Origin of the sequence: Falsiroseomonas selenitidurans (assembly GCF_012103215.1) — a bacterium.
In the GTDB taxonomy this organism is placed as follows: Bacteria; Pseudomonadota; Alphaproteobacteria; order Acetobacterales; family Acetobacteraceae; genus Falsiroseomonas; species Falsiroseomonas selenitidurans.
Map to the genome: position 1 here is coordinate 24,886 of NZ_JAAVNE010000051.1, position 11,798 is coordinate 36,683.

An 11,798-nucleotide genomic window follows, 5' to 3' on the forward strand; every position below is an offset into this window, starting at 1 on the left:
ATCCCCGTTTCATCCAGGTGATGTGCGAAGCTGGCGTTCGGCGGGGGTTCTTGTGTCGCGTTCCGCGCGGGCGATCACCACGCGCTGGATCTCGGAGGCGCCCTCATAGACGCGGAGCGCCCGGACCTCCCGGTACAATTCCTCGGCCTTGTGGCCGCGCGTGACGCCGAGGCCGCCATGGATCTGCACGTTGCGGTCGGCGCAGCGCTGCGCCGCTTCGGTGGCGTGCAGCTTCGCCATGGAGGCTTCGCGCGTCACCCGCGCGGCGCCGGAATCCTTCAGCCAGGCGGCGCGATAGACCAGCAGCGCCGAGGCCTCCACATCCACCGCGCTGTCGGCGATGGCGGCCTGCGACATCTGCTGGTCGAACAGCGTGCCGCCGAAGATCTTCCGCGTGCTCGCCTGCGCCACGGTCATGTCCAGCGCGCGGCGGGCGAAGCCCAGCGCGGCGGCGCCGACGGTGGCGCGGAAGACATCCAGCGTCGCCATGGCGACCTTGAAGCCCTCGCCGGGGCGGCCGAGCAGATCCTCGGCGGCGACGCGGACATCGTCGAAGCGCAGGCGCGCCAGCGGGTGCGGCGCCGTGACCTCGATGCGCTCCGCCACCGCCAGCCCGGGCGCCTCGGCGGGCACGAGGAACGCCGAGAGGCCCTTGGCGCCCGGTGCCTCCCCGGTGCGGGCGAAGACCACGTAGCTGGCGGCGATGCCGCCATTGCTGATCCAGGTCTTGTCGCCGTTCAGCCGGTAATGGCCGTTGCCATCGGGGGTCGCCGCCAGCGCCAGGGCGGAGACGTCGCTGCCCGCCTCCGGCTCGCTCAATGCGAAGGCGGCCAGGGCGGTGCCGGCGCGGGCGCCGGGCAGCAGGCGCTCACGCTGCGCCGGCGTGCCGAACAGGGTGACGGGCCCGGTGCCGAGGCCCTGCATGGCGAAGGCGAAATCCGCCAGCCCGCTGTGCCGCGCCAGGATGTCCCGCGCCAGGCACAGCGCCCGCACATCCAGCACGCCGTCCACCGGGCAGGGCACGCGCAGCAGCCCGGCATCGCCCATGGCGCGGGCCAGGCGGATGACGCTGGCATCGGCGTCGTGCTCATCCGACAGGGCTTCGGCATGCGCCGCGGCCCATGCCTCCACCTCCGCCGCCCAGTCGCGGTGACGGGGCTCCAGGAAGGGCCAGTCGAGGAAGGAAATGTCGGCCATCAATCGCCCCTGAAGACGGGCCGCTGCTTCGCCACGAAGGCGTCGTAGGCGCGGCGGAAATCATTGGTGGTCATGCACAGCGCCTGCGCCACCGCCTCCGCCTCGATCGCCTGCTCGATCGACATCGCCCATTCCATGGCGAGCATCCGCTTGGTCATCGCGTTGGCGAAGGCGGGCCCTGCGGCGAGGCTCGCTGCCAGCCTGGCGGCTTCCCCGGCCAGCGCGTCCGGCTCATGCAGCGCGTTGAAGAAGCCCCAGGCCTGCGCCTCGGCCCCGGGCAGGGATCGGCCGGTGAACAGCAACTCGCTGGCGCGGCCCTGGCCGACCAGCCGCGGCAGGATGGCGCAGGCGCCCATGTCGCAGCCGGCCAGGCCGACGCGGTTGAACAGGAAGGCCACCTTCGCCCGCGGCGTGCCCAGCCGCAAATCGGACGCCATGGCGATGATCGCTCCCGCCCCGGCGCAGACGCCATCCACCGCCGCCAGGATCGGCTGCGGGCAGGCGCGCATCGCCTTCACCAGGTCGCCGGTCATGGCGGTGAAGGCCATAAGGCCCTTGGTGTCGCGTTCCAGCAGCCGGCCAATGATCTCGTGCACATCGCCGCCGGAGCAGAAATTGCCGCCCGCGCCGGTGACGACGAAGGCGCGCACCGCCTCATCCTGCACCGCGGCGCGGAAGATGGCGGTGAGCTCGCCATAGCTTTCGAAGGTCAGCGGGTTCTTCCGCTCCGGCCGGTCCAGCGTGAGGGTGGCGACACCCTCCGCCACCGCCAGCTTCACATGCCGCGCGGCGTAATCCGCCAGCGGCGGGGCGAGGGCGGGGATCATGGCGTTTCCTCCTCCGGCAGCGCGGTGCGGACGGAGATCTTGGCATGGCCCAGCAGGCGGAACAGCGCGCCGCGCTCCACCGCACTCAGCCCGGACAGAAGCTCCGCGATCCAGGCCTCATGCGCCGCGGATTGCCGGGCGAAGTCGCGGCGGCCCTTCGCCGTCAGGCGCAGCAATTGCGCGCGTCGATCGCCGGGGCGGGCGCGGCGTTCCACCAGCCCATCCTCCACCAGCCGCGCGGCGAGGCCGGTGACATTGCCGTTGGAGACCATCATGCGGCGCGAGACCTCGCCCAGCGAAAGCCCCGCCGGGGCGCGGTCCAGCGCCGCCAGCAGGTCGAAGCGCGGCAGGGTGGTGTCGAAGTCCCGGCGCAGGCGGCGGCGGATCTCGCCCTCGATCAGCGTCGTCGTGGTCAGCATGCGCAGCCACAGGCGCAGCTCGTCCTTGTGGCCGGGCGGCGCATGGGCCAGGGCGGTTTCCGCATCGATCGCGGGGGGCAGGCTGTCCGGGCTCATGTCTCCCCCCCATCCACCGCGATGGCCTGGCCGTTGATGGCGGAAGCCCCCGCGCCGCACAGCGCCAGCACCGCGGCCGCCACCTCCGCCGGCTGCACCAGGCGGCGCTGCGGGTTGTGCTTCGTCAGCTCGGCCCGCGCCTCGGCTTCCCCGCGGCCGGTCTTCGCCATGATGCGGGCGGTGGCTCGCGCGACGATGGCGGTCTCGGTGAAGCCGGGGCAGACGGCGTTGACGGTGACGCCGCGCGCCGCGACCTCCTGCGCCAGGGACCGCACCAGGCCGAGCAGTGCGTGCTTCGAGGCGGCATAGGCGGTGGTGTAGGCATAGCCCTTCAGCCCGGCGGTGGAGGCCAGCATGACGATGCGGCCGAAGCCGTCTTCGAGCATGCCCGGCAGCACGGCCTGCGCGGTGGCGACGGCACCCAGCAGGTTCACCCGCCACAGCCGCTCGAACAGCGCGGCGTCGGAGGCCAGGAAGGGCGCGCTCTCGGCCATGCCGGCGGCGTGCACCAGCAGGTCGAAGCGGGGCAGGGCGGGCAGGGCGGTGATGTCGGCTTCCAGCACGTGCTGCGCGGCGCCGGCCGCCACCATCGCCCGCAGCGGCGCCGGGCGCCGGCCGAGCACCGTGACCGTGGCGCCGGCCGCCGTCAGCGCCGTGGCGCAGGCGGCGCCGATGCCGCTGCCGCCGCCGGTGACCAGGGCCGTCCTGCCGTGAAGATCCATGCCGCCTCCGATGCTTGAAGCCTAAAACATCCGCGGCGCCGCGCGCAACATCCGGTTGAAGGCTGGATGCTTGAAGCCTAAACTATATCCGGCCACGCTTCAGGAGGCACGGATGCGCATCGCGGTGATCGGCGGCGGCCCGGCAGGGCTGTATTTCGCCATCCTGATGAAGCGGGATTTCCCGGCCTCCCGCATCACGGTGGTGGAGCGCAACCGGGCGGAGGACAGCTTCGGCTTCGGCGTGGTGTTCAGCGACGCGACGCTGGACGCCTTCCGCCAGGCGGATGAGCCGAGCTACCGCGCCATCACCGAGAGCTTCGCCTATTGGGACGATATCGCCATCGTCGCGCGCGGTGCGGAACACCGCATCGGCGGCAATGGCTTCTGCGGCTGTTCGCGCCGCACCCTGCTGATGCTGCTGGCCGCCCGCGCCCGCGAACTGGGCGTGGAGCTGGAATTCCGGCGGGAGGCAGCGCCGGAGGATTTCCCCGATGCCGACCTGATCGTCGCCGCGGATGGCATCAACTCCCCGATCCGCGAACGCTTCGCGGACCACTTCCAGCCGCAGCTGGACCTGCGCCCGAACCGCTTCGCCTGGATGGGCAGCACCCGGCCCTTCGACGCCTTCACCTTCTTCTTCAAGGAAACGCCGCACGGCATCTTCATCGCCCATTGCTACCAGTATGAGGCCGGCGCCAGCACCTGGGTGCTGGAGACGGACCCCGAGACCTTCGCGAAGGCCGGGCTGGAGGGCATGGACGAGGCGGCCAGCGCCGCCTTCCTGGAGAGCGTCTTCGCCGAGGAATTGCAGGGCCACCGGCTGCTGACCAACCGCAGCCAGTGGCGCCGCTTCCCCACCATCACCTGCGCCCGATGGGTTCGCGGCAACATGGTGCTGCTGGGCGACGCCAAGGCCAGCGCGCATTTCTCCATCGGCTCCGGCACCAAGCTGGCGATGGAGGATTCCATCGCGCTGCACCAGGCCTTCCGCGCGAACCGGGACGTGCCCGCCGCGCTGGAAGCCTATGAGACCGGGCGGCGGGAGGATGTGGAACGCACGCAGCACGCGGCCAATGTCTCGCTGGTGTGGTTCGAGCATGTGAAGCGGTTCTGGGGGTTTTCGCCGACGCGCTTCGCCTTCGGCGTGATGACGCGCAGCAAGGCCATCACCTGGGACAATCTGGCGCTGCGCGCGCCGGATTTCGTCGCGGCAACCCAGCGCGCGGTGGCGGAGGAGGTGGCCGGCGACGCCCGGCTGCCGCCGATGTTCCAGCCCTTCGCGCTGCGCGCCATGAAGGTCGCGAACCGCGTCGTGGTCTCGCCGATGTGCCTCTACTCGGCCGAGGATGGCGTGCCGGGCGATTTCCACCTGGCGCATTACGGCGCGCGGGCGATGGGCGGCGCCGGGCTGGTGTTCACGGAAATGACCTGCATCGCGCCGGAGGCCCGCATCACGCCGGGCTGCGCCGGGCTGTGGAACGACGCGCAGCAGGCGGCCTGGACGCGCATCGTGGCCCTGGTGCACGCGACATCGGCGGCGAAGATGTGCCTGCAACTCGGCCATGCCGGGCGCAAGGGCGCGACGAGGCTGATGTGGGAGGGGATGGACCAGCCGCTGGCCGAGGGCGCCTGGCCCATCCTCTCCGCCAGCCCCATCCCCTACTACAGGCACAGCCAGGTCCCGCGGGCGATGGACCGCGCAGCGATGGAGGCGGTGAAGGCGCAGTTCGTCGCCGCCGCGCGACGGGGGCTCGCCTGCGGCTTCGACATGCTGGAGCTGCACTGCGCCCATGGCTACCTGCTGGCCAGCTTCCTCTCGCCGCTGACCAACACCCGCACGGATGAGTATGGCGGCCCGGTGGAGAACCGCCTGCGCTACCCGCTGGAGGTCTTCGCCGCGCTGCGCGAAGCCTGGCCCGCGGAGAAGCCGATGTCCGTGCGCATCTCCGCCACCGATTGGGCGGAGGGTGGGCTTTCCGAGGCCGATTGCCTGGCCATCGCGCGCGCCTTCGCCGCCGCCGGCTGCGACCTGGTGGATGTCTCCACCGGCCAGACGGTCGCCGATGCCAGCCCCACCTATGGCCGGATGTTCCAGCTGCCCTGGGCCGACATGATCCGCAACGAGGCGGGGGTGGCCGTGATGTGCGTGGGCAACATCACCAGCGCGGACCAGGTGAACACCATCGTCGCGGCGGGGCGCGCGGACCTGGTGGCCCTCGGCCGGCCGCACCTGACCGACCCCTTCTTCACCCTGCATGCCGCCGCCCGCCAGGGCGTGAAGGCGGTGCACTGCCCGCTGCCATACCGCTGGGGGCAGGAAGCGGCGCTGCGCAACGCGGCGAAGGACGCAGCGGAACTCCGCGAGCTGAAGCTGAAGGCCCGCCCTGCCAGCCACGCGCCGCGCCCGGCGCTGCCGCGGGCGGCGGAATAGCCCCGCGCCCAGGCGGCGGGCCTGCCGTAGCGTCTGCCAATGGCGGCGGATTTCGCCGTCGATCCGCGGCGGCTGCGGCGCGGGCTGCTCTATGCCGGCTATCGCGAGATGGCCGTCACCGGCGAGCACGCGGTGGCCGTGGCGCGCCTGCCACCGATCCACCGGGACCCCTCGACCGGATGCTGGGGGCGCAGGCCGGGGTCGAGGGCGTGGTGCTGGTCACCGCGGATCCGCTGGTGGCGCGCTACGGCCCGGAGATCCTGCTGGTCGGCTGAACCCGTCCGGGCTCACAGATGCAGGTGGCGCTCCGTCACCGCCGGCGCCGCCGCCAGGGCCGCGCTGTCGCCGGTCCAGACCGTGCGGCCCTTCTCGATCACCACATGCCGGTCGGCCAGCCGCGTCACGGCGGCCAGGTTCTTGTCGATCAGCAGGATGGCCTGGCCCTCCGCCTTCAACTGCGCCAGCACCTGCCAGATCTCGGCACGGATCAGCGGCGCCAGGCCCTCCGTCGCCTCATCGAGGATGAGCAGGCGCGGGTTGGTCATCAGCGCGCGGCCGATCGCCACCATCTGCTGCTCCCCGCCCGAGAGCTTGGCACCGGGGTTGCGGCGGCGTTCCCGCAGGCGGGGGAAGAAGGCGTAGACCGCCTCCAGCGTCCAGCGCGGCGCGCCGGCGCCGCGCTGCGCGGCGGTGGCCAGCAGGTTCTCCTCCACCGTCAGGGTGGGGAACACCTGGCGGCCTTCCGGCACCAGCCCCAGCCCCTGCCGTGCCACCCGGTGCGCCGGCAGCCCGGCCACCGCGCGGCCATGCAGCACGATCTCCCCGCCCCAGATCCGCCCGCCGAGGGAAGGCAGCAGCCCCATGATGGCGCGCACCGTGGTGGTCTTGCCCATGCCGTTGCGGCCGAGCAGCGTCACCACCTCGCCCACCCGGATCTCGAGCTCGATCCCGAACAGCACCTGGCTGCCGCCATAGCCGGCCGTGACGCCCTCCAGCTTCAGCATGGCGCGGCCGCCAGCGGGATGTCGTCCTCGCCGAGATAGGCGGCGCGCACCTCCGCATTCTGGCGGATGACCGCCGGCGTGCCGGTGGCGATCAGCCGGCCATAGACCAGGACGGAAATGCGGTCCGCCAGCGCGAAGACCGCCTGCATGTCGTGCTCCACCAGCAGGATCGCATAGCGCCGCCGCAGCAGGGAGAGGATGCCGATCAGCCGCTCCGTCTCCTCCGGCCCGGCGCCGGCGAGCGGCTCGTCCAGCAGCAGCAGGCGCGGTTGGGTGGCCAGGGCGATGGCGAGTTCCAGCTGGCGCTTCTCGCCATGGCTCATCGCACCGGCCGGCGTGTTGGCGCGCCGGGCGAGGCCCACCTGTTCGAGGGCGACCATGGCCGCGCGGTTCAGGCCGGCCTCCTTCCCCGCCGGGCGGAAGAAGCGGAAGGAGGTGCCTTCCCCCGCCTGCGCGGCCAGCGCCGCATTCTCCAGCGCCGTGAAGTCCGGGATGATGGAGGTGATCTGGAAGGACCGCGCCAGCCCCAGCCGGGCCCGCCGGTGCAGCTTCAGGCGGGTGATGTCGCGGCCGAGGAACAGGATGCGCCCGGCATCGGGCGCCAGCACGCCGCTGATCTGGTTGATCAGCGTGGTCTTGCCGGCGCCGTTCGGGCCGATCACGGCGTGGATCTCGCCGGGCGCGACATCCAGCGAGACATCCTCGGTCACCGCCAGGCCGCCGAAGCGCTTGCGCAGGCCGCGCAGGGCCAGGACCGGCTCAGCCACCGCCGCGCCGCCTTGCCAGTTGTGCCGGCAAACCGGCCAGGCCGCCGGGCAGGTACAGCACCGCCAGGATCAGCAGCACGCCGAAGGCGATGCGCCAATGCTCCCATTGGTGGGACAGCACTTCCTCCAGCAGCACGAAGCCGAAGGCGCCCAGCAGCGCGCCGTGCAGCCCGCCGATGCCACCCAGGATCACCATGAACAGCAACTCGCCGGATCGCTGCCAGGCGATGTAGGCCGGCGCCACGAATTCCGTCGCATTGGCGAACAGGAAGCCGGCCGCCCCCGCGAGCCCCCCTGCGATGACATAGGCCAGCAGCCGGTAGGGGTAGGGCGAGAAGCCCAGCGCCTGCGCCCGCAGCGGGTTGCCGCGCACCGCCCGCAGCACCCGGCCGAAGCGCGAGGCGAGCAGCATCCGGCAGACCAGCCAGGTCAGCGTCAGCGCGCCCAGGCAGATGAAGTGGAAGGACAGCCGGTCCGACAGGATGCGGCTGCCGCCCAGCTCGGTGCGGGCATAGAGCGTGTAGCCATCGTCGCCGCCATAGCCGGAGAGTGAGGTGGCGGTGAAATAGGCCATCTGGCCGAAGGCCAGCGTGATCATGATGAAGTGCACGCCGCTGGTGCGGATGGCGACCGCGCCGGTGACCAGCGCGAAGCCCGCCGCCGCGGTGATCGCCACCGGCAGCACCACCCAGGCCTCGACGATCTGCGCATCGTCCAGGATCACCACCGCATAGGCGCCGAAGCCGAGCATCGCCGCATGGCCGAGCGAGACCAGCCCGGCGCCGCCCACGAGGAAGGAGAGCGAGACGGCCGCCATGGCCAGGATCATGGCGCGCGCCAGCAGCGTCAGCGCCCAGCTCTCGCCGAAGCCGAGCCAGGGCGCGGCGGCCAGCGCGCCCAGCACCAGCAGCGCCGGCGCTTCCTTCGCGAGCGTCCGCATCAGCCGGCGCGTACCGGGAACAGCCCGGCCGGGCGGAAGGCGAGGATCGCCGCCATGGCGATGTAGACCAGCATGGAGGCCAGCGCCGCGCCCACCTGTCGCGCCTGGGACGCGTCCAGCAGCAGCCGCAGCAGGTCCGGCATCAGCGAACGCCCCAGCGTCTCCACCAGCCCCACCAGCAGCGCCGCCAGGAAGGCGCCGCGGACCGATCCGATGCCGCCGATGACGATGACGACGAAGGCCAGGATCAGCAGGTTGTCGCCCATCCCCGGCTCCACCGAAAGGATCGGCGCCGCCATCACCCCGGCGAATCCCGCCAGCATGGCGCCGAAGCCGAACACCACCATGAACAGCCGGCGGATATCGATGCCCAGGGCCGCGACCATCGGTGCGTTGGTGGCGCCGGCGCGGATCAGCATGCCGATCCGCGTGCGCTCCACCAGCCACCACAGCAGCCCGGCCGTGGCCAGCCCGCCGCCGATGATCGCGAGGCGGTAATGCGGATACAGCAACCCATCCATGATCGGGATGCCGCCGGTGAGGTCCGCCGGCATCGGCACCTGCAGGGGCGCGGCGCCGAACAGCCACTTCACGCCATCGTTCAGGATGAGGATGACGCCGAAGGTGGCCAGCACCTGCGCCAGATGGTCGCGGTCGTAGAGGTGCCGGAAGACCAGCACCTCCAGCACCAGGCCCACCAGCAGCGCCGCGGGCAGCGCCAGCGCCAGTGCCCACCAGAAGCTGCCCGTCTGCGCGGCGAAATAGGCCGCGAGATAGGCGCCCAGCATGTACTGCACGCCATGCGCCAGGTTGATGAAATCCATCACCCCGAACACCAGCGTCAGCCCGGCAGCGATGAGGAACAGCAGGATGCCGAGCTGCAGCCCGTTCAGCCCCTGGACGAGCAGCAGCGTCAGCGACATCCGCCCTGTGGTCCTCAGCCGGCCGGCATGCGGCACTGCGCCGCGAAGGGGTCGGTCACGTTCTCATACACCTTGCGCACATGCTCGGTCTGGAACTTGCCGTCCGGCCGCTGCGCCACCTTGGCCAGCCAGAAATCCTGCACCGGGAAGTGATTGGCGCCGAAGGCGAAGTTGCCGCGCACGCTGCGGAAATCGGCGGCCTTGAGGGCGGTGCGCAGCGCGCCCTTGTCGGCCAGGCTGCCGCCGGTGCGGCGCAGCGCGCTGTCCAGCAGCATGGCGGCGTCGTAGGCATGGGCCGCGTAGCTGGCCGGCACGTAGTTGAACTGCGCCTCGAAATCGCGGACGAAGCGGGCGTTCTGCTCGCCGGGCAGGGTCGGCGTCCAGCTCGTGCCGGTCTGGAAGCCCACCGCGGCGGCGCCCTGCGCGGGCAGCACGGATTCATCCACCGTGAAGGCGGACAGGAAGGGGATGCGCTGCAGCCCGGCCTGGCGGTACTGCCGCACCAGGTTCACGCCCAGCCCGCCCGGCATGAAGGTGAAGAGCGCGTCCGGATTGGCCGCGGCGATGCGCGCCAGCTCTGCCGAGAAATCCATCTGGGTCAGCGGGGTGAACATCTCCTCCACCACCTCGCCCTTGAATTCGGACTTGAAGCCCGCGACGGAATCCCGCCCGGCCTGGTAGTTCGGCACCAGCAGCATCACCCGCTTGTAGCCGGCATCCTGCGCCGCCTTGCCCATCACCGCGTGGTTCTGGTCGTTGACGTAGGAGGTGGCGAAGAAATACGGGTTGCAGCCACGCCCCGCGAAGGGGGAGGGGCCGGCATTGGTCGAGATCAGGAAGGTCTGCGTGTCCGTCACCGGTCGCATGATCGCGGCCAGGATGTTGGAGAACACCACGCCGACCACGAAATCCACCTTGTCGCGTTCCAGCGCAGCGCGGACCTTGGTGACGGCGACATCCGGGCGCAGCTCGTCGTCGATCGGCAGCACCTCGGTCGCGCGGCCGCCCAGCTTGCTGTCCAAATGCTTCATGCCGAGCAGGAAGCCGTCGCGCAGATGCGTGCCCAGCGTCGCCGCCGGGCCGGTCTGCACCGCCACCAGGCCGATCTTCACCGGCGCCGCCTGGGCCCGCGCCAGGCCCGGAATCGCCAGGCTGCCTGCAGCAAGCCCCGTCGCAAGACCCAGCGCCTGGCGCCGGCCGATCTGGATGCTCATGTTTGTCCCTCCGTCTCCCGAGATATTTTAGGCTTGAAAGATCATGCCGGCGCAAGTGCCTTTGCGTGGCGCACCATGGCGCTGCCCGGATCGGCCAGCGGCGCCAGCACGGTGAAGTGGTCGGCGCCGGGAAGGGTGGCGAAGCTGCCGCCCCAGGCGGCCGCCATGGCGCGGCCCTGAGCCAGGAAGGCGGCGCTCTCGGCCGCGCCGACCACGCAATGCAGCGCCCCGGCCGGCCGCGGCAGGAACAGCGGCGACAGGCGCCGCGCCTCGGCCGCATCGAGCGCCAGTGCCACGCCGATGGAGGTGGCGCGCAGCGGCGCCAGGTCGAAGACGCCGGAGATGGGGAGCGCCGCCGGCACCAGCCCGGCCGGCAGCGCTGCGTCCCGCGCCGGCCAGTCGGTCGCCATCAGCATCGCCGCCAGATGGCCGCCGGCGGAGTGGCCCATGGCGAGCAGCCGCCGCCCATGCCGCCGGTGCAGCATCGCCGCCGCCGCCCGCATCTGCTCGACAATGGCGGCAAGCGGCACGGCGGGGCACAGATCATAGGACGGCACGGCCACCGCCACGCCCAGCCCGTTCAACCCCCGCGCGCAATGGCTGGCCCATTCCCGGCCCAGCCCCTGCCAGTAGCCGCCATGGATGAACAGCGCCACCGGCGACTCCCGCGCCGAGGCGTCCGGCCAGAACAGGTCGAGCCGCTCCCGCTCCCGCCCGCCATAGGCCAGGCCCAACTCCGCCGCCGGGCAGGCTTCCCGCCAGGCGGCGGCATCGCGCGCCCAGGCGGCCAAATGCGCCGGGTGTTCCGGCACCCGGGCGCGGTTGTTGTATTCGGCTTCCAGGACGGGATCCGGCGGGATTTCGGGCTGCATCCCCGGCATTGCACGCCGGGCGGTTGCGCCCCGCAAGCCCTGTTCACCCTTCACCTCCGGGATACGGAACGATACATTCCCGCCCGCAACCGGGGATGTGCCATGCAGCGGATGAGCGGATCGAGGCCGGGAGGGCTGCCGGGGGGGCTCATCGTCTCGGCGGCCCTGCTGCTGGCCGGCTGCGGCCCGACTTCCATCGCCACCACGGTGGTCGGCACCGCCGCCTCCACCGCGCTCACCGTCGGCAGCACGGCGGTGGGCGCCGTCGGCTCGCTGATCGGCACCGCCGGCTCCGCCGTCGCGGGCGGGGCGCAGGGCGCGGCCACGCTGGTGGGCAGCGCGGCGGCCAGTGGTGCGGCCGCGGGCGCCTCCGCGGCCGGTGCGGC

At 71.9% G+C, this 11,798-nt stretch carries 13 protein-coding genes; 3 read left to right on the forward strand and 10 right to left on the reverse strand.

What is annotated here, in order from left to right:
* Positions 1 to 9: 9 nt before the first annotated feature.
* Genes HEQ75_RS22715 through HEQ75_RS22730 form a run of 4 tightly spaced genes read right to left on the reverse strand, consistent with a single transcriptional unit; the run spans position 10 to position 3,261 of the window.
* The gene (locus HEQ75_RS22715; protein ID WP_168034415.1) at positions 10 to 1,197 is read right to left on the reverse strand and encodes an acyl-CoA dehydrogenase family protein; all 1,188 of its coding nucleotides are present in this window, start codon (positions 1,195 to 1,197) and stop codon (positions 10 to 12) included.
* On the reverse strand, positions 1,197 to 2,024 hold the full coding sequence (locus HEQ75_RS22720) for an enoyl-CoA hydratase family protein (RefSeq protein WP_168034416.1): 828 nt from the start codon (positions 2,022 to 2,024) through the stop codon (positions 1,197 to 1,199). Before HEQ75_RS22720 ends, HEQ75_RS22715 begins: the two co-directional genes overlap by 1 nt.
* On the reverse strand, positions 2,021 to 2,539 hold the full coding sequence (locus HEQ75_RS22725) for a MarR family winged helix-turn-helix transcriptional regulator (RefSeq protein WP_168034417.1): 519 nt from the start codon (positions 2,537 to 2,539) through the stop codon (positions 2,021 to 2,023). Before HEQ75_RS22725 ends, HEQ75_RS22720 begins: the two co-directional genes overlap by 4 nt.
* Positions 2,536 to 3,261: an SDR family NAD(P)-dependent oxidoreductase gene (locus HEQ75_RS22730; RefSeq protein ID WP_168034418.1), complete on the reverse strand. Its 726-nt coding sequence runs from the start codon at positions 3,259 to 3,261 to the stop codon at positions 2,536 to 2,538. The genes HEQ75_RS22725 and HEQ75_RS22730 overlap by 4 nt, the downstream gene beginning before the upstream one ends.
* A gap of 112 nt (positions 3,262 to 3,373) precedes the next feature.
* On the opposite strand from HEQ75_RS22730, the gene HEQ75_RS22735 reads away from it, so the two are divergent.
* Positions 3,374 to 5,692: a bifunctional salicylyl-CoA 5-hydroxylase/oxidoreductase gene (locus HEQ75_RS22735; RefSeq protein WP_168034419.1), complete on the forward strand. Its 2,319-nt coding sequence runs from the start codon at positions 3,374 to 3,376 to the stop codon at positions 5,690 to 5,692.
* Between the two features lie 179 nt (positions 5,693 to 5,871).
* Positions 5,872 to 5,967: a type II toxin-antitoxin system VapC family toxin gene (locus HEQ75_RS28895; RefSeq protein WP_168034420.1), complete on the forward strand. Its 96-nt coding sequence runs from the start codon at positions 5,872 to 5,874 to the stop codon at positions 5,965 to 5,967.
* 12 nt (positions 5,968 to 5,979) lie between these two features.
* On the opposite strand, the gene HEQ75_RS22745 is transcribed toward HEQ75_RS28895, so the two are convergent.
* Genes HEQ75_RS22745 through HEQ75_RS22770 form a run of 6 tightly spaced genes read right to left on the reverse strand, consistent with a single transcriptional unit; the run spans position 5,980 to position 11,412 of the window.
* The gene (locus HEQ75_RS22745; protein WP_168034421.1) at positions 5,980 to 6,696 is read right to left on the reverse strand and encodes an ABC transporter ATP-binding protein; all 717 of its coding nucleotides are present in this window, start codon (positions 6,694 to 6,696) and stop codon (positions 5,980 to 5,982) included.
* Positions 6,690 to 7,463: an ABC transporter ATP-binding protein gene (locus tag HEQ75_RS22750; protein WP_168034422.1), complete on the reverse strand. Its 774-nt coding sequence runs from the start codon at positions 7,461 to 7,463 to the stop codon at positions 6,690 to 6,692. Before HEQ75_RS22750 ends, HEQ75_RS22745 begins: the two co-directional genes overlap by 7 nt.
* The gene (locus tag HEQ75_RS22755) at positions 7,456 to 8,403 is read right to left on the reverse strand and encodes a branched-chain amino acid ABC transporter permease (RefSeq protein ID WP_168034423.1); all 948 of its coding nucleotides are present in this window, start codon (positions 8,401 to 8,403) and stop codon (positions 7,456 to 7,458) included. Before HEQ75_RS22755 ends, HEQ75_RS22750 begins: the two co-directional genes overlap by 8 nt.
* Complete coding sequence (locus HEQ75_RS22760; RefSeq protein WP_168034424.1) at positions 8,403 to 9,326, reverse strand: branched-chain amino acid ABC transporter permease; 924 nt, start codon at positions 9,324 to 9,326, stop codon at positions 8,403 to 8,405. The genes HEQ75_RS22755 and HEQ75_RS22760 overlap by 1 nt, the downstream gene beginning before the upstream one ends.
* 14 nt (positions 9,327 to 9,340) lie before the next feature.
* The gene (locus HEQ75_RS22765; RefSeq protein ID WP_168034425.1) at positions 9,341 to 10,540 is read right to left on the reverse strand and encodes an ABC transporter substrate-binding protein; all 1,200 of its coding nucleotides are present in this window, start codon (positions 10,538 to 10,540) and stop codon (positions 9,341 to 9,343) included.
* A 41-nt stretch (positions 10,541 to 10,581) separates the two neighbouring features.
* Positions 10,582 to 11,412: an alpha/beta hydrolase gene (locus HEQ75_RS22770; protein ID WP_209318713.1), complete on the reverse strand. Its 831-nt coding sequence runs from the start codon at positions 11,410 to 11,412 to the stop codon at positions 10,582 to 10,584.
* A gap of 111 nt (positions 11,413 to 11,523) precedes the next feature.
* Here HEQ75_RS22770 and HEQ75_RS22775 point away from each other — a divergent pair.
* A partial coding sequence (locus HEQ75_RS22775; RefSeq protein ID WP_209318714.1) for a hypothetical protein occupies positions 11,524 to 11,798 on the forward strand: 275 nt, incomplete at its 3' end.

What these genes read in the sequence shown, in the direction of transcription:
- HEQ75_RS22720 (WP_168034416.1), bottom strand. Translation starts at nt 2,024, where the DNA reads ATGATCCCCGCCCTCGCCCCGCCGCTGGCGGATTACGCCGCGCGGCAT.
- HEQ75_RS22715 (WP_168034415.1), bottom strand. Translation starts at nt 1,197, where the DNA reads ATGGCCGACATTTCCTTCCTCGACTGGCCCTTCCTGGAGCCCCGTCAC.
- HEQ75_RS22765 (WP_168034425.1), bottom strand. Translation starts at nt 10,540, where the DNA reads ATGAGCATCCAGATCGGCCGGCGCCAGGCGCTGGGTCTTGCGACGGGG.
- HEQ75_RS22730 (WP_168034418.1), bottom strand. Translation starts at nt 3,261, where the DNA reads ATGGATCTTCACGGCAGGACGGCCCTGGTCACCGGCGGCGGCAGCGGC.
- HEQ75_RS28895 (WP_168034420.1), top strand. Translation starts at nt 5,872, where the DNA reads ATGCTGGGGGCGCAGGCCGGGGTCGAGGGCGTGGTGCTGGTCACCGCG.
- HEQ75_RS22755 (WP_168034423.1), bottom strand. Translation starts at nt 8,403, where the DNA reads ATGCGGACGCTCGCGAAGGAAGCGCCGGCGCTGCTGGTGCTGGGCGCG.
- HEQ75_RS22760 (WP_168034424.1), bottom strand. Translation starts at nt 9,326, where the DNA reads ATGTCGCTGACGCTGCTGCTCGTCCAGGGGCTGAACGGGCTGCAGCTC.
- HEQ75_RS22725 (WP_168034417.1), bottom strand. Translation starts at nt 2,539, where the DNA reads ATGAGCCCGGACAGCCTGCCCCCCGCGATCGATGCGGAAACCGCCCTG.
- HEQ75_RS22735 (WP_168034419.1), top strand. Translation starts at nt 3,374, where the DNA reads ATGCGCATCGCGGTGATCGGCGGCGGCCCGGCAGGGCTGTATTTCGCC.
- HEQ75_RS22745 (WP_168034421.1), bottom strand. Translation starts at nt 6,696, where the DNA reads ATGCTGAAGCTGGAGGGCGTCACGGCCGGCTATGGCGGCAGCCAGGTG.
- HEQ75_RS22770 (WP_209318713.1), bottom strand. Translation starts at nt 11,412, where the DNA reads ATGCAGCCCGAAATCCCGCCGGATCCCGTCCTGGAAGCCGAATACAAC.